Origin of the sequence: Paenibacillus pseudetheri, from assembly GCF_924513355.1 — a bacterium.
In the GTDB taxonomy this organism is placed as follows: domain Bacteria; phylum Bacillota; class Bacilli; order Paenibacillales; family Paenibacillaceae; genus Paenibacillus_AQ; species Paenibacillus_AQ pseudetheri.
The window spans coordinates 77793-102188 of sequence record NZ_CAKMAB010000005.1; the positions used below are offsets into that span (position 1 = coordinate 77793).

The 24396-nt window shown below is 42.1% G+C and carries 28 protein-coding genes; 2 read left to right on the forward strand and 26 right to left on the reverse strand.

The annotated features are described in order from the left end of the window. Window positions 1-42: 42 nt before the first annotated feature. Window positions 43-1785 (forward strand): ABC-F family ATP-binding cassette domain-containing protein, encoded by a 1743-nt coding sequence (locus L1028_RS06100; protein ID WP_234532335.1) that lies wholly within the window; start codon window positions 43-45, stop codon window positions 1783-1785. Between the two features lie 716 nt (window positions 1786-2501). On the opposite strand, the gene L1028_RS06105 is transcribed toward L1028_RS06100, so the two are convergent. Genes L1028_RS06105 through L1028_RS06110 form a run of 3 tightly spaced genes read right to left on the reverse strand, consistent with a single transcriptional unit; the run spans window position 2502 to window position 3540 of the window. Continuing rightward, window positions 2502-2945: a stalk domain-containing protein gene (locus tag L1028_RS06105; RefSeq protein ID WP_234532337.1), complete on the reverse strand. Its 444-nt coding sequence runs from the start codon at window positions 2943-2945 to the stop codon at window positions 2502-2504. Window positions 2946-3005: 60 nt separating this feature from the next. Beyond that, window positions 3006-3236, reverse strand: coding sequence for a YrpD family protein (locus L1028_RS31635; protein WP_423803019.1), 231 nt, complete (start codon window positions 3234-3236; stop codon window positions 3006-3008). Beyond that, window positions 3169-3540 (reverse strand): hypothetical protein, encoded by a 372-nt coding sequence (locus L1028_RS06110; RefSeq protein ID WP_234532338.1) that lies wholly within the window; start codon window positions 3538-3540, stop codon window positions 3169-3171. Before L1028_RS06110 ends, L1028_RS31635 begins: the two co-directional genes overlap by 68 nt. A gap of 224 nt (window positions 3541-3764) precedes the next feature. On the opposite strand from L1028_RS06110, the gene L1028_RS06115 reads away from it, so the two are divergent. After that, window positions 3765-3983, forward strand: a complete 219-nt coding sequence (locus tag L1028_RS06115) for a helix-turn-helix domain-containing protein (protein ID WP_234532339.1) — start codon at window positions 3765-3767, stop codon at window positions 3981-3983. A gap of 89 nt (window positions 3984-4072) precedes the next feature. Here the strand turns inward: L1028_RS06115 and L1028_RS06120 are convergent, their stop codons facing one another. The 23 genes from L1028_RS06120 to accB all read right to left on the reverse strand — a co-directional run bounded on the left by L1028_RS06120 (window position 4073) and on the right by accB (window position 24329). Continuing rightward, window positions 4073-4909 carry an IS3 family transposase gene (locus L1028_RS06120; protein ID WP_234532568.1) on the reverse strand — a complete coding sequence of 279 codons (837 nt, stop codon included), beginning with the start codon at window positions 4907-4909 and terminating at the stop codon, window positions 4073-4075. After that, window positions 4825-5223, reverse strand: coding sequence for a helix-turn-helix domain-containing protein (locus L1028_RS06125; RefSeq protein ID WP_234532340.1), 399 nt, complete (start codon window positions 5221-5223; stop codon window positions 4825-4827). The genes L1028_RS06120 and L1028_RS06125 overlap by 85 nt, the downstream gene beginning before the upstream one ends. Before the next feature lie 1147 nt (window positions 5224-6370). Then, entirely contained in the window at window positions 6371-6904 is a 534-nt protein-coding gene (locus tag L1028_RS06130; protein WP_234532341.1) for a hypothetical protein, read from the reverse strand. 292 nt (window positions 6905-7196) lie between these two features. Beyond that, window positions 7197-7808: a hypothetical protein gene (locus L1028_RS06135; protein WP_234532342.1), complete on the reverse strand. Its 612-nt coding sequence runs from the start codon at window positions 7806-7808 to the stop codon at window positions 7197-7199. Between the two features lie 98 nt (window positions 7809-7906). Continuing rightward, entirely contained in the window at window positions 7907-8095 is a 189-nt protein-coding gene (locus L1028_RS06140; RefSeq protein WP_234532343.1) for a hypothetical protein, read from the reverse strand. A gap of 46 nt (window positions 8096-8141) precedes the next feature. Next, window positions 8142-8288: a hypothetical protein gene (locus tag L1028_RS06145; RefSeq protein ID WP_234532344.1), complete on the reverse strand. Its 147-nt coding sequence runs from the start codon at window positions 8286-8288 to the stop codon at window positions 8142-8144. Window positions 8289-8678: 390 nt separating this feature from the next. Next, on the reverse strand, window positions 8679-9494 hold the full coding sequence (gene spo0A, locus L1028_RS06150; protein WP_042129795.1) for a sporulation transcription factor Spo0A: 816 nt from the start codon (window positions 9492-9494) through the stop codon (window positions 8679-8681). 199 nt (window positions 9495-9693) lie between these two features. Next, window positions 9694-10806, reverse strand: coding sequence for a SpoIVB peptidase (gene spoIVB / locus L1028_RS06155; protein WP_081382880.1), 1113 nt, complete (start codon window positions 10804-10806; stop codon window positions 9694-9696). A 138-nt stretch (window positions 10807-10944) separates the two neighbouring features. Further along, a complete protein-coding gene (gene recN / locus L1028_RS06160) occupies window positions 10945-12672 on the reverse strand; it encodes a DNA repair protein RecN (RefSeq protein WP_234532345.1) in 1728 nt (575 codons plus the stop codon). A gap of 64 nt (window positions 12673-12736) precedes the next feature. Further along, window positions 12737-13186, reverse strand: a complete 450-nt coding sequence (ahrC, locus tag L1028_RS06165) for a transcriptional regulator AhrC/ArgR (RefSeq protein WP_042190440.1) — start codon at window positions 13184-13186, stop codon at window positions 12737-12739. Window positions 13187-13274: 88 nt separating this feature from the next. Continuing rightward, window positions 13275-13640 carry a hypothetical protein gene (locus L1028_RS06170; RefSeq protein ID WP_234532347.1) on the reverse strand — a complete coding sequence of 122 codons (366 nt, stop codon included), beginning with the start codon at window positions 13638-13640 and terminating at the stop codon, window positions 13275-13277. Between the two features lie 227 nt (window positions 13641-13867). After that, the gene (locus tag L1028_RS06175; RefSeq protein ID WP_234532348.1) at window positions 13868-14770 is read right to left on the reverse strand and encodes a TlyA family RNA methyltransferase; all 903 of its coding nucleotides are present in this window, start codon (window positions 14768-14770) and stop codon (window positions 13868-13870) included. Window positions 14771-14816: 46 nt separating this feature from the next. Further along, window positions 14817-16721 carry a 1-deoxy-D-xylulose-5-phosphate synthase gene (gene dxs, locus L1028_RS06180; protein WP_234532350.1) on the reverse strand — a complete coding sequence of 635 codons (1905 nt, stop codon included), beginning with the start codon at window positions 16719-16721 and terminating at the stop codon, window positions 14817-14819. A gap of 99 nt (window positions 16722-16820) precedes the next feature. Continuing rightward, a complete protein-coding gene (locus L1028_RS06185) occupies window positions 16821-17768 on the reverse strand; it encodes a polyprenyl synthetase family protein (protein WP_234532351.1) in 948 nt (315 codons plus the stop codon). Beyond that, window positions 17755-18012 (reverse strand): exodeoxyribonuclease VII small subunit, encoded by a 258-nt coding sequence (xseB, locus tag L1028_RS06190; protein WP_042129807.1) that lies wholly within the window; start codon window positions 18010-18012, stop codon window positions 17755-17757. Before xseB ends, L1028_RS06185 begins: the two co-directional genes overlap by 14 nt. Then, on the reverse strand, window positions 17990-19369 hold the full coding sequence (xseA, locus tag L1028_RS06195; RefSeq protein WP_234532352.1) for an exodeoxyribonuclease VII large subunit: 1380 nt from the start codon (window positions 19367-19369) through the stop codon (window positions 17990-17992). The genes xseB and xseA overlap by 23 nt, the downstream gene beginning before the upstream one ends. Window positions 19370-19381: 12 nt before the next feature. Next, window positions 19382-20239, reverse strand: a complete 858-nt coding sequence (gene folD, locus L1028_RS06200; protein ID WP_234532353.1) for a bifunctional methylenetetrahydrofolate dehydrogenase/methenyltetrahydrofolate cyclohydrolase FolD — start codon at window positions 20237-20239, stop codon at window positions 19382-19384. 36 nt (window positions 20240-20275) lie between these two features. Next, window positions 20276-20728, reverse strand: coding sequence for a transcription antitermination factor NusB (gene nusB, locus L1028_RS06205; protein WP_042190451.1), 453 nt, complete (start codon window positions 20726-20728; stop codon window positions 20276-20278). Between the two features lie 299 nt (window positions 20729-21027). Continuing rightward, the gene (locus tag L1028_RS06210; RefSeq protein WP_042190453.1) at window positions 21028-21261 is read right to left on the reverse strand and encodes a DUF2273 domain-containing protein; all 234 of its coding nucleotides are present in this window, start codon (window positions 21259-21261) and stop codon (window positions 21028-21030) included. Window positions 21262-21276: 15 nt separating this feature from the next. Then, window positions 21277-21816 (reverse strand): alkaline shock response membrane anchor protein AmaP, encoded by a 540-nt coding sequence (amaP, locus tag L1028_RS06215; protein WP_234532354.1) that lies wholly within the window; start codon window positions 21814-21816, stop codon window positions 21277-21279. A gap of 74 nt (window positions 21817-21890) precedes the next feature. Continuing rightward, a complete protein-coding gene (locus tag L1028_RS06220) occupies window positions 21891-22307 on the reverse strand; it encodes an Asp23/Gls24 family envelope stress response protein (protein WP_042132343.1) in 417 nt (138 codons plus the stop codon). 114 nt (window positions 22308-22421) lie between these two features. Beyond that, entirely contained in the window at window positions 22422-23765 is a 1344-nt protein-coding gene (gene accC, locus L1028_RS06225) for an acetyl-CoA carboxylase biotin carboxylase subunit (RefSeq protein ID WP_234532355.1), read from the reverse strand. Window positions 23766-23819: 54 nt separating this feature from the next. Beyond that, on the reverse strand, window positions 23820-24329 hold the full coding sequence (gene accB / locus L1028_RS06230) for an acetyl-CoA carboxylase biotin carboxyl carrier protein (RefSeq protein WP_042190457.1): 510 nt from the start codon (window positions 24327-24329) through the stop codon (window positions 23820-23822). Window positions 24330-24396 lie beyond the last annotated feature (67 nt).

Below are 24396 nucleotides of genomic sequence, written 5' to 3' on the forward strand. Positions count from 1 at the left end.
CTATTCATATTCACTAATTTAGTTATAAAGAAAGGTAATACTATGATAAAAGTTGATAACTTATCCTTCGCATTTCCGCAAAAAGAACTATATAAAAACATTTCATTTACGTTAGAAGAAGCACAACATTGCGCTTTTATAGGAACAAGTGGCAGTGGTAAAAGTACACTGATCGATATACTGATGGATCCAGAAAAATATTTGTTCGAAGGCAAGCTAGAGATGGACCCAACCTGCAAAATTGGGTATGTAAGTCAGTTTTCGCAACTAGACAAATCTAAAGAAACAACCGTTTTTGAATATATAGGAGAAGAATTTATTAAGATACAAAATGAAATAACAGCTATTCTCACTGAAATGGAAACATCATCAGATATTGATTCATTACTCGAAAAGTATCAATTAGCTCTAGATGCCTTTGATTTAATGGATGGAAATGATTTTGAAAGCAATATTAATAAGAAACTAAATTTAGCCAACCTCTTGAAGCTAAAAGATGCTAGGGTATCCGACCTAAGTGGTGGGGAATTCAAGCTTATTCAAGTGATGAAGGAAATGCTGACTAGTCCAGACTTAATGATTATGGATGAGCCCGATGTATTTTTAGATTTTGAAAACCTAAATGCACTTAAAAATCTTATTAATGCTCACAAAGGAATATTGCTAGTTGTTACGCATAACCGTTATCTATTGAATCATTGTTTTAACAAAATTTTACACCTCGAAAACATGGAGATCCAAGAGTTCGATGGGCGATATATTGAGTATAACTTCTCATTACTTCAGACGAAAATTGAGTTACAAGAAATCGCAGTCGCTGAACAAGAAGAAATTGAGAGATACGATAACATTATTGATAATCTTAGAGCGATCGCAACCTATAATTCAGAAGCATCTAGAGGGAGAGCGTTAAAAGCTAGGGTTAAGTTTCAAGAACGATTGGAAGCGCGAAAAATTAAAGCGCCATTCGTTGATATTAAGCAACCGAAAATCAGTTTTGGTGTGGACAATGAAATTGAAGAAGACATCACTGTTTTAAATGTGAATAATTATAGTGTTTCCTTTGATGAGTTGATTTTAGAAAATGTTAACTTTGAGATGAAACCTACAGATAAAATAGCCCTTATCGGTCCAAACGGTACCGGGAAAACGACTTTACTCCGAGATATCTTTAAAAATAATCATGATTCAATTGAAATAAATGCTGATATTAAAGTAGCTTATCTTTCTCAGCTTCAAGACGAAGTGCTAAAGGATTCTAATACTATACTAGAAGACTTCATCGATGCTGGGTTTGCAACTTATGACGAGATTAGAGCACATCTTTCAAACTATGGCTTTGAAGGAGAAATTCTTAATCAAAAGATAGAATCTTTATCTGGTGGCGAAAAAAATATACTGCAATTGGCAAAAGTTTCTGCAAGTAAAGCAAACTTATTGCTTCTTGATGAACCGACAAGCCATTTAGATACCTATACACAAATCGCACTGGAGAAAGCCATTGAAGACTATAAAGGTGCGATTCTCATGATTTCTCATGATTTCTATTCTGTAGTAAATGGTATGGATTATGTATTAATCATTGACGATAAGACGATTAGAAAAATGAGTATGCGAAAATTCAGAAAGATGATTTATGCCAGTCATTTTGATAAAGATTATTTAGAAAATGAACAAAATAAAAAAGCAGTTGAAATGAAAATAGAATTAGCTTTAAAAGACAATAATTTTGAACTTGCAAAAGGTATAGTTGACGAGCTAGAAGAGCTGATTAAGCTGCTTTAAAAATTACAATTCTCTGGTGGAAAAGTATAAACAAAGAAGACACTGAGGAATGAAAAACTCCCATCATTGTAGCAGTAGAATTTTTTTCTACTGTCTACTATGATGGGAGCATATCAGATCTCAGTGCCTTTTTACTGCATTGATTTGTTGATAGCTCTTGCCGCGGACAGTGGTTCACTTATCATTAAAAATCTTTCCCAACACATTTTTTGCCATAGAAATTTGTTGGGGATCTCTTTGGGTGAGCAAATCCATAATTAATCTTTTTAGAAGCATCAACACTTACGACAGTGTACTTGCCACGTTCCCTTAAGTATTTAATGTATTGACTGGACCTTTGTAAATTCCTCAATCTTGAACTGCTGCTTTAAATATTGACCAAAGAGCTTTAATTATGAACCTCACATTATATCCTCATTTATCCTACTTCGTGATGTTTATATTCAAAAGTTCACTAAATATTATAATTTTTCCACACTCGCATAAAACTTTTCAATTCAAGCAACATCACCATTCTTTGTTGTTTATTCAACATGCCGACATCCCCCCTTTATTGATATGCATTAAATACCGAACATACGTTCTTTAAGCAAGAGGTATTTTCTAACTATTCATTTTGAATTACTACCAAATTTATAATACAACGTAAATAATAAACACCATTCCATATCAACGGTAGGCGTTTATTATTTGATATTTATCATAATTAATAAAAACTACTTTACAAAATCAATGTGAATCTTTGCATCATTCTCTGTTTTTTCCCAATTCACTTTTGCCCCCAATGCTTCAGAAATAAATCTCAGATTTACATAAAAGATATTACTCGTAGGTTCAAGTGATGGTGCTTGATTTAATACAACTTTTTCTCCATTTAATAATGCATCATAAGAATTATTTGTTAGCACTATAACTTTATTATCTTTTGATGCTGTCACAGTTTTTGTGTTATTATCCCATTCAATCGACATTCCATACTTTTCAAAAATGGGTCGCATAGGGACAAGAGTTGTTCCAAGAAAAGTGACATTTGCATAAATGTCTAACTTTTCATCATTAACGTAAATGTCTGGCTTGCTGCGTGAAGCGTGTACGCCAGTCCCTCCTAGTATTAACGTAATAACTGATGTAAGTAAGATTACTTTAAAAACTACCTTCATACGTTTCCTCCTTAAAACAATAATGGACAATAGACACAAAAGTTTCTACTGTCCATTATTTTAATTGTAAATGTAACTATTTACAACAATTGTAATTACATTACTTCCACTGACAGTAACATTCGAATGATCGTTCAGTGGGCCTGATAATGCACCGCTAGAAATAGGTGTTCCGTCAACTTTGATATTTGAAAAAGTCGTTCTATTTATTCCTGTATCAGTTTTAGACCAAACAGTTGATAACAGTTTCCATCTGCTTATAGAGGCAATATTCAAATTGAAGTATTTCACAAATATTCAAAGGTTCCAAAAACAAGGTTTCCAGAGCGGTATTCATATCCATTTGCTCAAGCGTTGTGTAACTATCATATGTATAGTGGTATGAGCCAATCTCTTTTGCAAGACGTTCAGCCTCAAAAACTGGATTACGCTGCTTCCAAACCAAACGACCTTCAAACTCATTAATAAATGTTGCTTTATCCTCATTAGTCCGTAGGAAAAATTTAAAGCAATTAATAACTTCAATTGCTTTTTTGCTGATATCGCAATGGGTTAAGATTTCCTCGATTGTTACTTGATTGTTAGTGTTTGTCATTTTAATATCCCCTTTAACTCATATTTTGGATGGAACCACCGGAAATTTTCCGCTTAAAAATACACATTGGGAAAGAAAGGTAATGTTATTTACATTCCTTTAGATCGGTGATATACTCAATTAGTAAATATACGTCTAAGCGTTTAATTTCTTAGGACAATAATAACCGTTTAAACGTATATAGTCAACTCTTATTTTCTATGAAATCCAAAGGAGTAATGTATATGAAATTAGTGATTAAACTTAGAGAAGTTCTCAAAGAAAAAGGGGTTACACAAATGCAATTGGCTGAACTGGCGGATGTTCGTCAAGCAGCAATATCCGAACTCTGTAGAAATGCTAGAGAAGAAGTCAATTTAGCAATGATCACAAGAATAGCCTCAGCTCTTAACATAACTGACATATCAATACTTATGCAGTTTGAAGATGAAACAACTAACTGATACATCATCGGATGTCTAATACATATAAACTAAAAAAAGCCCAGTGAAATTTGGTCAAGACCCCATTTTATAGACACTGAAAAAAAGCCCTAGCCAATAAGCTGCTTCCGGTACTGAACCGGGGGTAGCTTATTCAGCTTTCGTTGTGGCCGATGTTGGTTGTAAAATCGAATGTAATCTTCAATTTTCCTTTGTGCCTCATCTATATTTCGGATATCATAAGGATAGAGTCCTTCCGTTTTGAGATGCGAGAAGAAGCTCTCCATAGAGGCGTTGTCATAACAATTGCCTCGGCGAGACATGCTGATTCGGGCGCCAACCTTTGGCAGCATGTCATGGTATGCATGAGACGTGTATTGGAATCCCTGATCGCTGTGAACGATCAGCCCAGTCACGTCTTTTTGCTGAGTCCACGCTTGCCGAAAGGTTCGGAGAACCAGTTCATTGTCATTCCTAGCGCTCATTCGATAAGCGATAATTTCGTTATTGAACAAATCTTTAATCGCAGAGAGATAGAGCCACTTTTCGCCTACTCGATATTGCGTAATGTCTGTCACCCATTTTTGGTTGGGAGCATCTGCTTTGAAATCCCGTTTCAGTATATTTTTCGCCATACGATTTCCTTCGGAAGTAGTATAATTACAACGATGTTTTCGGCGGATCCTCGAACGAATGCCTAAATCCTGCATAATTCTGAGTACCTTCTTATGATTCATCCAAACCCCATGGTCTTGTAGCAGGAACAATTGAATTTGGCGATAACCGTAGATTCCGTTATACCGTTCATACACCTTTTGAATGAGCGCTTTTGCTTTCTGATCCCGATCTGTTCCTTTGCGCTTCAAGAAAGCGTAGTATCCACTTCTGGAGACCCTAAAGAGTTTACATAGGTCTCTGACGGCATACTCTTTTGCGGCACTCTCAATGACGCTAAATTTGTGTGTTTCACCTCCTGCATCCAGATTTCCAAACACTTTTTTAGCATTTCATTTTCACGTTTGAGTTTTTGAACATACCTATCCTGATCGATATATTCTTTACGACGCCCCCGTTGATCTAGTAGCCCAAATTCCCCTAGCTCTCGGTATTTCTTCATCCATTTCTTTACTCGCCCTTGGTCGTGAATCTCAAAATGCTCCGTAATTTTCCGGTAAGTCCATCTTTCCTCCACATGTAAACGAATGGCCTCTTTTTTGATCTCATCCGAGTATGTTTTAAACTTCTGTCCTTTAATCGCCATAAAAATGCACCCCCTAGAATTTCATCGGACAAACCAGGGGTTTTATCCAATGTCTATTCTAAGGGGTGCACTTCAATTATCACTTGGGCTTCTTTTTAGTTTCATTATCAGTGTCTTGTTCAAGCTTTTCACCTTTTTCAGAATCAGCCTTTGGGGAATATTCCTTTAATACAAGCTCGAACCACTTTATCAACTCTTCTTCAAGATATCTCTAGACTTAGATTCTTCCTCGCTGGCATAGTGAATGACTAACTCAAATTCATTTTTATTCTTCCCATTACTCATCTGATTTTTTACCAATCTCTTTAGAATGTACTTCAGGTGGAACTTTTGAGGAATGAATTTTTACATTTTTTCAATTCAATCACAAACCTCTTGTTCTAACTGCTCTTTAGAAATAGAATCTTCCTCACTTGTATAGTGAATAACAAGTTTATATTCGTTCTTGTTGGTTTTTTTAGTCATATGAAACGTTCTCCCTCGTAATTGTATATAACAATTATAGTCAGGAGATTAAAATCTAAACTGTGGTGATTAATGAGAACTAATCAATAAAGTATGAATAAGACACATATATTAAAGCCCCTGAGATAATCCTCAAGGGCTTTAATATTACTCTTTAGTTTTAGATTTAGCTTCCATTAATACCACTTACGATTTGAAATACCATGTAATTCCATCAGTAACACATCGCTGAAAATCGCGTAAGTAAGGCGTATTGTGACTGCGTATTGTGATCGCAGATGATGAAAGACGGGATTTATCAAATTACTGTTTAACATTCACTCAATATATGTATAAATAATTAATTTTTGTTTTTACTTATCTTAGTGCTCATAATAGAAACTAGAAGTAAAATCATTATGATCAGAGAAAACCATCTGATAGTGTGTTCTTTAAATAAGTCATAGATGATTTGTAAAAATTCCAATCCCACTACTGCCCACAAGAATATTGTCCATTTATCCTTTTTCATTAATACTTCACCTCAATTTTAAAGATAATCATTTTCAATAAATTAATATATCAATATGTTACCATTTTCTAAATGATAGTTCTATTGTATTATGTTTGACCACTATTTTGGAAAATGAAATAAGCATTTTACAGAAAAAAGGCAGCAAATTGTCCCGCTGCCTTTTAAAAGTTATAGTTTGGTTAAATAATCAATCAACTCAATAAATGAATGTTCTATTGAATTTAAAGAGCTTAGAGTATTAGCGTTAAACTGTTGCTGGTTATCTTTTGTTTTGCCAGCATTGTAATCTTTTATATATTTAATTAATGAAGCTTTTTGGTCAGCTATGTACTTTAATCCTTGATTTGTTTCTTTTTTACGCTCATTTATTTCCTTAGTTAATTTAGATTTTGCTGCTGCTAATGACTTTTTGTCCTTATCTCGTTGTACTTTGGTTTGTTCAATTATAGTCTTATTTGCTTTACTTTTAACAACACTATTATATTTCGCCGTTGATTGTTTTACCTTCTCAGTTAATTCTCGTACTTCCTTACCTAAGATATTATTAAGATTTTTTTGAGCTTCTTTTACTTCCTTAACCTGTGTTTTATAATTCTCAAAATAAAGTCTTTCGATCTCACTTGTTGACATCGTTACTGAAGCAAATGCTTGTGATGGAAGTAAGATAATGAACATCATCAACAGTAAAACAACTTTTTTCATATGTATTCCCCTTTATTCTAGTAGTACAGATATCTTAATCCAAATAAAGGTAATAGGCAATAAGTCTTACATGATGGTAAAACAAGAATTTGATTAAGAAAAACGAACACGGCGTCCCACACATGCAAGAAGTAAATGCCGCTCAATATACTAAAACCGAATATGCTTTTAAAAACATCCATCTCTATTCATTCAAAAATGCTCACATGACTGCTCCTTTATAAGCTAATATAGAAATAGAAAGGTTCCTGCGCTCCACGAAGGGATATACACTATCAGAAGCATCTCTTTTTCATCTGAGGTGTAACTCATTCAATGGGTCATTCCATCCTTCAACGACACCTTCTTTAAAATTTACCATCGAAGATCCATAAAACCAAGTATCTCCACTGTTTATTATGCTACTCGGTGTTCCCATTGATTTCTTTACAGTCTCTTTTGTGTCTCCTAATCCAAAGTTCAATAATTCACTATCGCTATTTAATTTGTTCTTGTCGCTTCTATCTCTCACCGAATTAAAAACAGACGTTCCATCTGCATAAGTGGGATTTATCTCCTCCGAATTAGCTGTATTTATGATTTGGTTTTTAGCATTTTCTAATTCAATTAGAACGCTATCCATTACACTATTCTTAATAGAATCATTCTGTTCTTCCATAGCATCAATAACTTGCCGTTTATACTCATAGAATAGATTTGATGCATAATCATAGTCATTTGCATCTTGCCATCCATTAAGCGTAAGAATTTTAGTATTCCCTGTTATTCGATTTATTTTAACAGGTAAGCTCTGATCTAATTTATCATACTTGTAAAGACCAGGATAAATAACGAGACCGAAAACAATAATACTAATTGGAATAAAAGAATACCGTATGACATCTCTGGTCAATTCTTTTTTCATATAGTTATACTCCATGTTAACCACATCGGCTGCGGAACTTGCTGAACGTCTTGAGCTTTCTCCCCACTCCAAACCTGTGACAGTTACAGTCTCACCGTTTATTCTATGTGTGTTCTTTTCGACTCCCTACCAATCCCCATTACTACATTTTCTTCAGACTTTGGGAACCCAGATAAGTGATGAATCATAACGTAATTGGTTCGCCCAGCGGCTTCAAGCGCCTTACGCAGCTCTTTTGCTTCTTTTTTCTTGGCTTGCTTTTCTGGGTTCGCTTTAAATAGTCCCAATTTTATGTAATCTCCTTCGGATTCTTTTTTTTAATTAGCAGTGTTATTATACTTTGCTTAATTGCAGTTCTGTGTAATATTTAATTTCACCATGCTTTTCTAACTTTACTGTATACCAGTTATTACTATAGGCATAAACCTTTCCTTTACCATCTGGCGTTGTAACATTTTCACCAACTACATATCGATTCACGTTTACACCCTCCAATTTTGGTAAGAAGCCATTAAGATTTATCTATTATTTTGAGTAAATAATCGTTTTATTATAGAATATTTTCATTATTTTACCACATGAATAGTACGAGAGTATGTAAGTTTGGTTTCAGATGGAATATAAAACAACAAAAAGACAGCTAATTCTAAACAATAGAGTTAGCTGTCTTTTTGAATTCAAAATCAGTCATAAAAAATCATTCCTCCATTGGATTATTTCCGCACCCAATAAAGGAATGAATTTATACGATACCCAAGAAAGTATTTATTGGTCTAAAACAGCCCAAAAAGATATTTATAGGCAAAATTGTTTTAGCCTAAACACCTTCCAGCATCCATAATCCCTTACCCCACAAAGCCCCTAACCCTTTCAACTAACCTTATGCTCAATCCGCAGCTTGTCGGCTACCATGGCAATAAATTCCGAGTTAGTAGGCTTAGATTTGGAGATATTAATCGTATAGCCGAATAAATGGCTGATGGAGTCGATGTTGCCACGGGTCCAAGCCACTTCAATTGCATGGCGAATCGCGCGTTCTACGCGTGAAGGCGTGGTCTTGAATTTCTCTGCAATGGCTGGATAGAGTGTTTTTGTAATCGCACCAAGGATCTCGATATTGTTATATACCATGGTGATCGCTTCGCGCAGGTACTGATAGCCCTTGATATGTGCTGGAACACCGATTTCATGGATGATCGAGGTAATGTTAGCATCAAGGTTCTTGCCCTTCGTAAGCGGCACTACATTCGATCTGGACGTCGACGAATAGTTGTACATGTTAGAGGATGAGCTCATGCTGCCTTGGACCCCTACAAGCTGACGTACACGATTTGCCAGGACCTCCATATCGAACGGTTTCAAAATATAATAGGATGCACCAAGCTGTACAGCTCTTTGAGTGATGTTCTCCTGACCAAAAGCGGTCAGCATGATGATCTTCGGTTGAGGATTCAGATCCATATCACGCAGACGTTCCAAGACACCCAGACCGTCTAAATGTGGCATGATGATATCAAGAATAAGGACATCGGGAACTTTGCGTGCTTCGCTTAGCATTTGAAGCACTTCTTCACCATTGTAGGCGATACCCGTTACCGTCATATCTTCTTGTTCAGAAATGTATTCGGAAAGCAAATTCGTAAACTCCCTGTTATCATCGGCCAACAACACTTCAATATTCTGCACTGGCTGCTTCCTACTTAATTATATCTGCTATTCGAAAATAACATTTTTTTCTTGTCTCTTAACATTTTCGACATGGAGATTGAATTCCCTTCTGTCGAAAATTATTTTTCTTTATTTTTTTTCTGGCATGGATTATAATTAAATATTTTATTTCAAAGTTCGATGATCTTCGTAATCCTTCGACAAAAAAATCTTAAGGCTAAACCGCCTTAAGATTTAATGGATACCTATTCTCCTGTAGGGTTACACCAGAATCCTTAAGCATCCATTCGATGAAGCAACCGTAGCCGGACTTAGGATCATTTACAAACACATGAGTTACAGCACCTATGAGCCTTCCATTTTGAACGATTGGACTTCCGCTCATCCCTTGAACGATACCACCTGTCTTATCGATCAGTCGCGGATCTGTGATACGAATGACCATACCCTTTGTCGCCGGCGTCTGCTGATGTGCCACATGAATGATCTCAACCTTAAATCGCTCCACCTGCTGCCCATCTACAACGGTAAGAATTTCAGCTGGACCTTCCTTGACTTGATTGCTCATTGCCACAGGAATAGGTTCTTTATAAAGACTATGCTCGGGATTACGACTCATTTTACCGAAGATGCCAAAATCTGTGTTACTCTCCACATTACCAAGTACTTGGCTTTCTTTCAAGAAATGGGCTCGTTTCTCACCCGGGTCGCCATCCTGGCTTTTAGAAATCGAAGTTACACTGGACTGAACAATATGACCGCTGCCAACAACAATTGGTGTTCCTGTATTCATGTCCGTAATCACATGTCCTAAAGCTCCATAAACCCCCTGTTTCGGGGCATAAAAAGTTAACGTGCCGACACCCGCTGCAGAATCTCGAATGTACAGGCCTAACCTCCAGACTTTGTCATTAATATCATACGCGGGTTTCAGCTTGGCTGTATGCTCTTTCCCAGCGCGTTTAAAGACAATCGTCAGAGAATTATTCGCTTTTCCAGCACGATCTACAAGCTTGGCCACCTTAGATAACTCGTCCAACTTCTCTCCATCAATGGAGATCATCAAATCACCTGGCACCAAACCGCTGACCTCACCTGGGGAAAGCTTGGATTTCTCGGATACTTCAATCAGATGATGTCCAACAACCAGAACACCTGCTGATTTCACCTTTACTCCGATCGTTTGACCTCCCGGGATCACCTTCAGTTCCGGTTTCATTCCATGCGCAGTCACCTTGGCAGGTTCACTGTTCAGTGGTGCGGCAAAACTTTGGTGGGTTCCCGTTATGCCCGATAAACTAAGAAAGAAGGCAAATAAAAGGCCTGGCATTAACTTCCTGAGGTTAGGCTTCAATGGCTGTCACGCTCCCTTTTGCTTCTTTCGCTTGACGAAAAAGGTGGTCGCCAATTGCGTACCTATAAGATAACCTTGCCCCCAGGCTTTTATTACTGTCAATCATTGTCCCGCTTAGCTTGTTGCAGCCTTACTTGCCTCGGCCAAATTAAGCATTTCCTGCGAGTGGTGCAATGTTTTTTCGGTAATTTCCACTCCACCCAGCATTCGGGCCAGCTCCATTACACGTCCATCATTCGAGAGTGATTCCACTTCTGTCATGGTTCTTCCGTCCTCAACCTTTTTGCGGATTAAGTACTGATGATCAGCCATACAAGCCACCTGCGGTAAGTGCGTAATGGAGAACACCTGACAAGTGGAGGATAGCTTATACAGTTTATCTGCGATCGATTGAGCAGCCCGTCCACTCACACCGGTATCTACCTCATCAAAAATCAGAACTGGAATCGCATCATGACGCGCAAAAATACTCTTCATTGCCAACATAATTCGCGACAACTCACCACCCGAGGCAATTTTGCCAAGAGGTCTTAGCGGCTCGCCAGGGTTAGGGGAAATCATAAATTCCGCACTGTCGATCCCTTGTCTTGTAAGACGAATACGCCGACCCTTATATTCAACGCCACGTGGGTCCTCCAGCGTATCTAATTTAACCTGTAGCGAGGTTCTTTCCATCTGAAGATCTTTAAGCTCACTTTCCACTTGCGTGGCCAAATCAGACGCACAAAGCTTCCGTGCTTCACTTAATTCAGCAGCTGCTTCCATCAATACAGAAAGCAATGCATCGCGTTTGGTCGTTAGCTTCTCCAGATATTCATCTTTATTCTCAAGCAGATCGGTTTCCCGATGGATTTGTTCATAATAAGCCAGAATCTGTTCTACACTATCTCCGTATTTACGGCGGAGTCCGGTAATTAAATCCAGACGATTCTCGATTTCCTCGAGTCGCTGTGGGTTGAATTCGATCTCTTCTCGGTAATCACGAAGCTGAAATGCAGCATCCTCTAGTTGATAATAAGAAGATTGCAGCTGCTCAAGCACGGATTTAAGACCCTTTTCATCATAACGAACCGCATCCTCGAGTCTGGAAATGACATTACCTATGGATTCTAAGCCTTGTCTATCGTAAAGGAGTTCATATGCACCGGATACGGAATCCATCATTTTCTCACTGTGGGATAGTTTGACCCGTTCTTCAGCAAGTAATTCATCTTCTCCCGGTTTTAATGCGGCAGATGAAATTTCTTCTAACTGAAAACGGTATAAATCAAGCATTTGATAAGCTTTTTGGCTGGATTCCTGCAGCTCTCGGAGCTCTTTCTCCACTTTCGCAAAGGCTGAATACTTTTCCTGATATACCGCTTTTAGCGGCCCGATAATGGGTTCTCCGTATGTATCTAACAGTCCCAAATGTCGTTCGGCCTTCAATAAGTTTTGGTGTTCATGCTGTCCATGAATATTAACCAGCTGCTCGCCAATTTCACGTAGCATAGTAAGATTGACCATCTGTCCGTTTACACGTGATGTACTTTTACCCTGAGAGGTGAGCTCACGGCGTATTATAAGATGCTCCTCACGCTGAGCCTCAATGCCAAGACGCTCTAAAGTATCCCAGACGGGATGACCGCTTGGGAGGCTGAAAAGCGCTTCCATCTCTGCTTTTTCACAACCGTAACGAATAGAATCCGCGGAGCCGCGACCTCCGGCAATCAGTCCAAGCGCATCAATAATAATGGATTTACCTGCTCCGGTCTCCCCTGTGAGTACATGGAAGCCAGGATAAAAATGCACATCTACCGCCTCAACGACGGCTAGATTGCGGATAGACAAGGTTTCTAACACTAATAGAGCACCTCCGAGAAGATGATAAGAATTTGATAGAATGAAATTAATACTTTCTTATAATTTAAGAAATGTAACCCATGATTTGTGAAATTACAGTCTTACTGTCCTCAGGCTGGCGGCAAATAATAAGAATGGTATCATCTCCTGAGATGGTCCCCATAATTTGTGGCCAGTCAATATTATCAATCAAAGCAGCGACTGAGTTAGCCGTCCCCGGTAAGCATTTCATCACCACAAGATTAGCCGATGAATCGATTTGCACAAAATTATCCACCAAAACGCGCTTTAGCTTCTGTATTGGATTGTACCGTTGATCCGTTGGAAGCGAATATTTGTATCTTCCATCATCCATAGGAACCTTAATGAGTAATAGCTCTTTAATATCTCGAGATACTGTAGCTTGAGTAACCTGGAAACCAGATTCTCGCAAGGCTTCCACCAGCTCGTCCTGTGTCTCGATATCCTTCTGCGTAATAATCTCGCGTATCTTAATATGTCGTTGTCCCTTCATTGTTGCCTCCTAAAATTTTTGTAAGCAATGCTTCCTGAAATGCTTCGGCAAAACTACTTCGGAAGCATACACCTAGTTAAATATGGACTCAGTTTGATTCTCCGTCATCCCTGCCGAGCTTAATCACTTGAATAGATCCCGTAGCAACATTAACATACAATACTCCGTTACATTCCGGATAAATCAGTAAGTACGGAAGCAAAGTATCTCGTAAGCCACTGCCTGTGAAATCCAAAGGTTTGCGTGGTCTAGAAAGGATAACCAAATATATTGATCCTTCCTCTTTAGTCGCCACATAATCTATAAATAACCGGCTATACATCTGCGCCCCGTTTACGTTGAAGGACAACGGGATTTTGAGTTTCCCTCCAACGACCTCGTAACCTTCATCCTCTAGTATGTCTATAGATGGGTGAGGAATAATCACTTTATTAAACGGGATCTGATCCTTCATGAAAGAACGCGGAGAACTTTGCAGCCATATATATATCCGATAAATTATAAAAATCGATAATGCTACTCCAATAAACGCCATGACGACCTTGTCAGAGCTACCCGCCACTATCAATCACCTCGGTGATTTATTCGCGTGAAGCCATGCCAATTCCTTCTTCTAAGCTTCCTTTTTAGAAGCTTTCCGAATAATTGATCTTATTAATTTGCCCATACGGAAAAAGAAACTCACCGGCGCGATGAGTTTCCATGAGTCGAATTTACATTAAAAGTACCCGTAGCCTGCTTAATCACTTCATCCGCTAGGGATGGGAAATCCTCCACTGGGATGACTGATGATAAAGCATCTGAAGGCTGTAATAAACCTTCTTCAGCTTCCGCCAATTCAGGCGTTAGTCTCCAGTGAGCAAGAAACTCAATATTGCCTTCCCCGCCTGTAATCGGCGAAAAAGTTAATCCCTGCAGCTGGTAACCTAGCTCTGCCGCCATAGTCAGTACATTAATTAATACCTCTTTATGAACAGCAGAATCACGAATTACACCTGATTTACCAACCTTCTCCCGTCCTGCCTCAAACTGTGGTTTGATCAGCGCAGCAATATCCGCCGGGCGTTTAAGCAAAGCTTTGAGAGGTGGAAGAATTATTTTTAAGGAGATAAATGAAACATCAATACTCGCAAAATCTGGAATCGGACCCACCAAATCTGGAGGCGTCATATATCGGAAATTCGTTCGTTCCATCACACTAACGCGTTCATCATTACGCAGCGACCAATCCAGCTGATTATAGCCGACATCAATCGCGTACACATGGCTTACCCCATTCTGAAGTGCACAATCCGTAAAGCCTCCAGTAGAAGCACCAATGTCCAGCATGGTCCGTCCCGTAAGATCAATATTAAATTGGCGTAGAGCCTTCTCCAGCTTTAGGCCCCCACGACTTACATATGGATGCACAGAGCCTTTAACCTTAAGGGTAGCCTCTCGTGACACCTTCATACCAGCCTTTTCAATGCGTTCTTCATCCGCGAGCACCAGTCCTGCCATAATGGCTGCTTTAGCCTTCTCACGGCTTTCATAAAAACCTTGCTCAACAAGTAGTACATCTATCCGTTCTTTACGGTGTTCCATGGTCATCTCCCGATCGTTCAAAGGGTTGCTAATTTCCGGCTTCCATTTAGGAAGACGAAGTTGTTTTGTAGTTATAAGCACTCAAAGCCATCATGGACTTGATACGTGCACATAGCGCTTCTACAGTAAGACCTGTTTCCTGGCGCTGTTCTTTAATAGAGCCGTGCTCCACAAAGATGTCAGGTACACCCATCAGATGTACACGAGCGTCATAAATTTCATTCTCTGCGTAGAATTCTAATACCGAGCTGCCGAGACTTCCCGCTTGGCAAGCCTCTTCAATAACAACCATGTTGGTTCCAGCGTGAGCCAAATCAAGCAGCATGGAGTTATCGAGTGGCTTCAGGAACCGCGCATTTACGACGCCTACCTGAATCCCTTCCCGCTTCAGTAAATCAGCGGCTTCTTCAGCCACTTGAACCATAGGTCCGCAGGCTACAACAGCATAACCTTCGCCTGTACGCAGTCGTTCCCATGATCCGATTGGAATAGTACGCAGCTCAGGATCCATTGCTACACCTGTACCGTTAATACGCGGATAGCGATAAGCAATCGGACCGTCATTATATTCAAGCGCCGTCTTCATCATATGACGCAGCTCATTTTCGTCTTTTGGCATCATCATCACCATATTCGGAATATGGCGCATAAAAGCAACATCGTACACACCCTGATGAGTCTCACCATCCGCACCTACAAACCCCGCGCGGTCAATGGCGAACATAACATTCGCGTTATGTCGGCAAATATCATGGACGATCTGATCATAGGCACGCTGCATGAAGGTAGAATACACCGCATATACCGGCTTCATCCCTTCCATAGCCAAAGCTGCACAAAGCGTAGCCGCATGTTGCTCGGCAATCCCGACATCAATCATACGATCGGGAAATTCCTTAGCAAAAGGAAATAAACCCGAGCCTCCTGGCATCGCAGGTGTAACAGCAATCAGACGGGAATCTTCCCGACCCAGTTCGATCAGCGTCTCGCCAAATACTTCCGTGTACATTGGAGGTCCCACAGCTTTAAGCGCCTGACCCGACTCAATTTTGTATGGTGAAATGGCATGTGATTTATAGAAATCGGTCTCAGCCGGTTTGTAGCCCTTACCTTTAGTTGTTAGTACATGTACCAACACAGGTCCAGCCACGTTATCTGCTTGGTGGAAGGTATCAATCATCTTCTCCAGATCATGTCCATCTACCGGACCGAGATACGTAAAGCCGAGCTCTTCAAACAATACTCCAGGTACCATCATATATTTGAGACTATTCTTTAACTGTTCAGCAGTCTTCGCTAATCGTCCTCCGATGGCCGGAATCTTCTTAAGCAGCCCTTCAACCTCGTCTTTGGCACGCAAATAGTGGCGATCTGAACGTATTTTACTTAGATAATTGTGCATCGCCCCTACATTAGGAGCAATTGACATTTCATTATCGTTCAAAATAACCATCAGCTTACGCTTCTCATGGCCAATATGATTAAGTGCTTCAAACGCCATTCCACCAGTAAGCGCACCGTCACCAATCACGGCAATAACCTTATTGTCTTCACCCTTGAGATCGCGAGCCATCGCCATCCCCATTGCTGCCGATAATGAGGTACTGCTATGTCCAGCTTCCCACACATCATGCTCGCTTTCGGAGCGCTTAACGAAGCCGCACAAGCCCTGATGTTTACGCAGGGTATCGAAGCGGTCTTGACGACCGGTTAGTATCTTGTGGACATAAGCCTGGTGCCCAACGTCGTAAATCATTTTGTCACGAGGGCTGTTATAACAATAATGCAAAGCCAAAGTGAGCTCTACGACTCCTAGATTGGATCCGAGGTGCCCCCCAGTTGCTGTAAGCTTCTCAATCAGAAATCGACGAATTTCCTCCGCTAGGGTAGTTAATTCATCGACTGACAATGATTTTAGTTGCTCAGGATCATTTATTTGTGGAAGCAGCACGTATAGTTCCCCGCTTTCCTAGATGTTGTAAATTATATAAAACCCATTATAACACAAACGAAACGGCTGTCGAAATACAGCCGTTTCGAAAGTTCATAATTAGTGATCACGTGCCATTAAGTAATCTGCGATTTCCAGCAGGCGCTGGCTGTCATGAAAGCCACCGTTCAGAACAGCATTACGGGCTGTTTCTGTAAGCTGCTTCACTTCTTCTCGCGATGCTTCAAGGCCAATAAAATAAGGATAGGTTACTTTTTGCTGCTTAACATCACTGCCTGTTTTTTTGCCAAGTTTACCTTCGTCTCCAACCAAATCTAGAATGTCATCCTGGATTTGAAAAGCGAGTCCAATGGCTGTTCCAAATTTATGCAAAGCCTCAAGCTGCTGCTCGTTAGCACCTGCAATACGACCGCCAGCTAGTAGCGAAAAGATAATCAAATCTCCTGTCTTATGCAGATGAATGTACTTTAGCTGGGCAAGATCGGTTAAACCCTGCTCGCCTTCCATATCTGCAATCTGACCGCCAACCATACCACGGGGACCTGCCATTTCCGCCAAATCCTCCACGATGGATAGTACACTCTCCGCAGGGATGCCAAATTTACGCGAGGCTTGTACCACACTGTAGAAAGCATGGGTCAGAAGGGCATCACCAGCAAGAATAGCGGTCGCTTCCCCAAAGACTTTATGATTCGTCAGCTTCCCGCGCCGATAATCATCATTATCCATGGCAGGCAAATCATCATGAATTAACGAGTAGGTATGTACCATCTCTATAGCAGCAGCGACAGGCAGGGCAGCCTCTCGACTTCCTCCCAGTGCTTCACATGCGATAATCACCAGCAGTGGCCGGAGGCGTTTGCCCCCAGCCATAAGTGAATACTTCATGGCTTGCTGCAAATTCTCTGGAACCATCCATTGCGTGGGGAGAATAACCTCTAGTTCATGTGAGACTAGATCGCCTAAGGACTTGATGTAATCCTCCAGCGGCTGACGCAGTGTTTCTCCTTCAGAGTTTCTCTCAAGCTCATGCTCAAAGCGAGTCATCGGCGTCCCCTTCCAGACGTGCACCAAACGGCTTTTTACGCAGTTCTCCGTCCTCTAGGGTAATCATTTCGATCTTACGCTCTACCTGCTCAAGCTTGCTGCCGCAAAGCTGAGATAACTTCATACCTTGCTGAAATAAATCGATGGCCTTCTCCAGGGGAACGTCGCCGTGTTCAAGCTCACGTACGATTTCCTCCAGCCGGTCCATGGCGCCTTCAAAATCAAGTTCCGCTTCCTTCGTCATCGTCTTTGCCATCCTCCTTCATTCCCCATACCTGGCAGTTCAGCTGTCCGTCATTCATCTTTATCACTACAAGATCGCCAAGCTGTACTTCGGTCAGCGATTTGATTAAATGTTCTTCTGCTTCGTCATAGACTAAGCTGTAGCCTCTCGACATAACTTTAAGAGGGCTCAGTGCATCCAGATGACGAATCTCCGCTACATAGCGAGCTCGCTTCTCCTGCAGGCGGGCCTGCATAGCACCCATTAGCTCACGGCGTATGCTTTCGGTGCGCTGACGCGCAGCGGCAACACTGCCGTGCGGATGGAACCGCTGCAGACTATGATGCAGCACAGCTGTGCGCTCGCGGGAACGGCTAAGCCGTGCAGCCGCTGAGCGCTGGAGCCGCTCACGCAGCTGGTCCAGCCGCTGCGTGTGCTGCATCAGCGAGCGGCGCGGGCCTGCCAGCGCCAGCGAGCGTTCCAGCCCCGCGTGACGCTCGCGTCCGCGCTGGGCGCGTCTTTGCAGCGCTTGGCGCAGCCGCTGCTGTTGCTGGCGAAGCTGCGCAGCTAGCTCGCCGGCGTGTGGCACGGCCAGCTCCGCGGCCGCTGTGGGCGTAGCCGCGCGGAGGTCGGCGGCGAAATCGGCAATCGTGAAATCGGTCTCGTGGCCAACGGCCGAGATGACCGGAATCCTTGATGCCGATATCGCTCGCGCGACTTCCTCCTCGTTGAACGCCCACAGCTCCTCGAGCGAACCCCCGCCGCGGCCGACGATAAGCACGTCGGCCTCACCCATGCGGTTCAGCGCTCCAATCGCCTTCACGATCGAAGGCGCGGCGCCTTTGCCTTGCACCAGTACGGGATAGATTACAATAGCCACCTGCGGAAACCGCCGCTGGAGTGTAATCACGATATCCCGCACAGCTGCCCCCGTTGGCGAAGTAATCACGCAGATACACTTTGGAAAGCGAGGCAAAGGGCGTTTACGCGCTTCAGCAAACAGCCCCTCTTGCTCAAGCTTGCTCTTCAGCTGCTCATAGGCTAAATAAAGACTACCAATTCCATCAGGCTGCATGTGTGTGGCATAGAACTGGTACTGCCCATCCCGTTCATATACGGTCACATTACCTCTAGCAATTACCCGAGCACCTTCCTTCGGAATAAAGGGTAGGCGCTGGTTATGAGAAGCAAACATAATCGCCTTGATCCGACTGCTCTCATCCTTTAGCGTGAAATACATATGACCGCTACCATGATGCGTAAAGTTGGAAATCTCTCCGCGAATCCATACATCCGAAAGTAAATTATCCGAGTCCAGCTTCATGCGGATGTAACGGTTGAGTTCTTTTATCGAATAGACCTGCCGCTCTGCCGCCATGAATTCCTACCCCTATTCCAAGCCGTGACGGCGTTTAGCCGCAATCAGCGTGTTGCTCATCAGCATTGTAATCGTCATCGGTCCAACCCCACCCGGAACAGGTGTGATGTATCCGGCAACTTCTTTTGCACTATCATAATCAACGTCACCCGCAAGCTTACCGTTATCCAAACGGTTCATACCCACATCAATGACAACAGCACCCGGTTTCACGTACGAAGCGTCAATGAAATTCGCGCGTCCGATCGCAACAACTAGAATATCTGCTTGACGGCTAATTTCTTGCATATTAGCTGTACGGGAATGGCACATCGTCACAGTAGCATTCTCACGTTGTAATAACAAAGATACTGGCTTACCTACAATATTACTGCGGCCAATGACCACAGCATGTTTACCAGCCATTCCTGTTCCTGTACGTTTGATTAGTTCAATTACACCTGCAGGTGTACAAGGAAGCAGACTGTCAGCACCAATCACTAGGTTACCTACATTTACAGGGTGGAAGCCGTCAACGTCTTTCTCCACGGAGATCGCATCAATAACAGCTTTTTCCTCAATATGCTTAGGCAATGGAAGTTGAACTAGAATCCCGTCAATATCATCGCGTACATTAAGCTGCGCTACGAGAGCCAGCAATTCTTCTTGAGTAGTAGACTCATCCAGTTTATGCACTTCCGAATGGAAACCAAGGCTGATACAAGATTTTTCCTTGTTGCGAACATAAACTTGTGATCCTGGATCTTCACCTACTAGAATTACTGCCAGACCGGGCTTCACGCCACGTTTCGCCAGTTCAGCAACCTCCTGTGCAATACCAATACGAATTTCCTCAGATACTTGTTTACCACTGATGATTGCTGCTGTCATGATAGCCTCTCCCCTTTTATAAACTTGTATAAAAAATTAAGAATGGTCAGCTTTAATTGTATCTATCTCCTGGATCATCTTACCAAGCACACCGTTTACAAACTTACCGGAATCATCCGTTCCAAAATGCTTGGCCAAATCTATAGCCTCATTCACAGCAACCTTAGCCGGAACATCATTCGCGAACACCATTTCATACGCCGCAAGACGTAAAATCTGACGATCCACACGTGACAGACGGCTCATTTGCCAGCCCTTCAAGTAATGCTCAAGCATATCGTCAATTGCTACCTTGTGCTCCCACACACCGTTTACATGCTCCACCACATAGTGCTTGAGCTGAATCTCGTCCGTAATTACACGTTCGGTTTCATTCTCCTCTGAAGCTTCCTCCAGCAGCATTTCTACGGCTTCCGCGCTTTCAACATCGTTCATTTCCATCTGATACAGGCTTTGGACAATAATCTCTCTCGCTATACGTCTCTTCATGTGTTCCTCCTAAAATCTTATATCGCATTAACATCTTTACTCAAACTTCTATAACGTCGGGCAACCATAAATATAACTTCATACCTCTAGTGTGATAATAATTCAGACTTTAATTGCATCGCCTATAATTATTTTAAGCCCAAATCCTTCGAATTCTATCCCTAATCCCTAAAGGATTATTGTCCGATGTCCGTTAAAGATAACTTTCGCAATTAAAAAAAACCGCAAAGCCTTTCTTCCAGGGGCATTGGACAACACAAACTTACGGCTTCCTGCTCCGGGAAAAAGACTATCGCGGTTCACTTGAAGGGACGCCAGCGTCCGGATAGACGCGTAATCAGCTCCTGCCACTGAAACAGGGGAGCCTCTGCGTTATCCTTTCTTTTGCCGAACGTATATCCGATGAACACTACCAGTGCAAAGAACAACATATCCCAAAAACCGCAAATTAAATATATCAAACCTAGACCAATGCCGAAAGTCACTCCGGCGATTCTACCCCCGTGACTTTCCCATACTTCTTTCCAAGACATAAGGGAAATTCACCTCTATTCCACTCGACTTTTGAAGCTTGGAGACTGCGTAAGATTAGCAATATATACAGACACATCCGCAACCGGAATACCGGTTGTCTCCTGCACAAAATCATGCACCTGACGTTGCACTTCTGTGGTTAGTAGCGGCAATGAATGTTCACCATCCACCACTGCGCGAATTGTAATTTCAAGGCCCGCCTGAGAAACGCGAATACGCGATTTGAGATCTCTGATTCCCTTCACTTTACCGGCAGCCTTCAGACTCAGATTCTCAATGGTCTCCACTGAAATCTGGATATCCCCATACTCTGTACGCTGATCAACAGAAGGTAAAGAAGCGCGATCACGACGCAAAGAGATGTAGAAAAATCGGATGCTCAGAAGGAACAAGACAACTGCTACTACAATTGCAGTAATATAAGCTGCTGGTACATTCTCAATCTCTAAAGTTTTAGGAATAGCACCGCTCAAGAGGAGGATGGCAATAACAGATAATATTCCGATACTTAAGCTGTAGACAAACAGCAAAAGTCTGTCCAAAATTTTTGCCACGAGTCTCATAACCTCCTTAAATTAGAGTAAACCCTCGACTTTGCTGTCGGGGGTTTATGGAAGAACGACGACTGTTATTTCACGCGAAGAACCGTTTCAGCTTCCTCGTTCTTGTCTACTGTGTTGTTGTTCTTGAATTGTACATCATGAATATGCACATTCACTTCCACAACAGTCAGACCAGTCATAGTCTCGATGGAACGCTTAACATTACGCTGAATTTCAGCAGCCACTTCAGGAAGACGGTTACCATATTCAATGATTACAGAAACATCCACTGCAGCTTCGCGTTGTCCAACCTCTACTTTAACTCCTTTGGACAAGTTCTTACGTCCGAGAAGCTCAACAATACCACCGGCGAAACCACCGCTCATGCCAGCTACACCTTTAACCTCAACGGTCGCTAAACCTGCGATCACCTCGATCACTTCAGGAGCAATCTGGATCTCACCGATTTCTGTCCGTTCGTATTCTGTCGGCAATGTACTCATTTTAGACTTCACACCTTTCAACAAAGATTCTCATAAATTCAAGCGTAAAGCACGTCTCTTATTAAACATACTATATCATTTGACGAACTTTATGACAAACAAAGCGAAGTCGTCCTAAATTTCATACTCTTCCAGAAACTTGATGTCAAAATTGCCATCCAGAAATACAGGATGCTCCAGCAGTTTCTGATGGAAAGGGATCGTAGTATGAATTCCCTCCACGGCAAATTCAGCCAAGGCGCGCTTCATCTTTGCAATCGCTTCCTGACGTGTGGGTGCCCATACAATCAGCTTTGCAATCATAGAATCATAGAAAGGGGAAATCGTATAACCAGGATACGCCGCGCTGTCTACACGAACACCGAGACCTCCAGGCGGCAAATAAAAGCCGATTTTACCTGGTGAAGGCATAAAATTACGCTCTGGATCTTCCGCATTGATACGGCATTCAATCGACCAGCCATTAATCACGATATCTTCCTGTGTAAATGACAAAGAATTTCCTTCTGCAACCGAAATCATTTCTTTGATCAAATCCACGCCCGTAACCATTTCAGTTACCGGATGCTCTACCTGAATACGAGTATTCATTTCCATGAAGTAGAACTGTCCATCCGGTCCAAGCAAGAATTCAAGCGTTCCCGCTCCCGAATAATTCACAGCGAGTGCTGCACGAACTGCTGCATTACCCATCGCTTCACGGATATCCGGTGTAAGTACAGAACAAGGTGCCTCTTCAATCAGCTTTTGGCGACGACGCTGTACGGAACAGTCGCGTTCACCTAAATGCACTACATTCCCATGCTTATCTGCAATAATTTGAATTTCTACGTGTTTCATACCTGTAAGGTACTTTTCCAAATATACACCAGCGTTACCGAACGCCTTCTGCGCTTCCTGTTGTGCAGCAGTGATCTGCTTCACCAATGATTCCTCGTCCTCAGCAATCCGAATGCCCTTTCCCCCGCCACCTGCGGTAGCCTTAACGATAATCGGGTATCCGATATCACGACCCAGCATGATGGCTTCCTCAACATCACCTACAAGGCCATCTGAGCCCGGGATGATCGGAACTCCAGCCAGCTTCATGGTTTCCTTCGCCACAGCTTTATCACCCATACGGTTGATTGCATCTGGAGATGGCCCAATGAAGATTATATTGCAAGATTCACAAATCTCTGCAAAATCTGCATTCTCAGCTAAAAATCCATAACCAGGATGGATGGCATCACATTCTGTTAAGGTGGCTACACTCATAATATTTGTAAAGTTCAGATAGCTGTCCTTGGACGGCATCGGACCGATGCAGTAAGCTTCATCAGCCAACCGGACATGCAGTGAATCCCGGTCGGGTTCCGAATAGACCGCGACGGTGGAAATGCCCAGTTCTCGGCAGGCCCTAATAATGCGGACCGCGATTTCGCCGCGGTTGGCAATCAACACTTTTTGAATGTTCATGCGTTTCCTCCCAAAGTTTTGCGAAGCTTCCGCTCCATAAGTAATCTGCGGTATTTATTCCGGTTTAACCAGGAATAGTGGTTGACCGTATTCTACAAGCTGACCATTCTCGGCCAGTACGGACACGATTTCACCTTTAATCTCCGCTTCCAGCTCATTCATCAGCTTCATCGCTTCGATAATGCATACCGTTGTTTTCTCACCAACACGGTCTCCAACATTAACGAACGATGGCATTTCCGGAGAAGCGGCACTATAAAATGTTCCCACCATTGGAGATACAATTTTATGTAGTTTACCTTCTGCAACGGCTTGTGGCTGCTGCGCTGGAGGAACTTCACTGATTACTGGATAGGACACTTGCTGCACGCTCTGCGGCTGCGGGGCAGGCGTAAAGGGATAGGCATTATAAGGAGTCGCCTGTACTGCTGTTCCATCAGCTTCAGGGCGATCCGGTTTGCGAATTGCAAGCTTCATTCCTTCGCTTTCGATCTCCAACTCATGTACAGAGGAGGTCTGGTCCAGCAATTTAATTAATTCCTTAATTTCGCTCAACTTGAACATACATTAGTTCACTCCTTCAGCTTTCTCTCGAAGCCACTTCTTAAGCGGACAAGATAACTTTATGTAT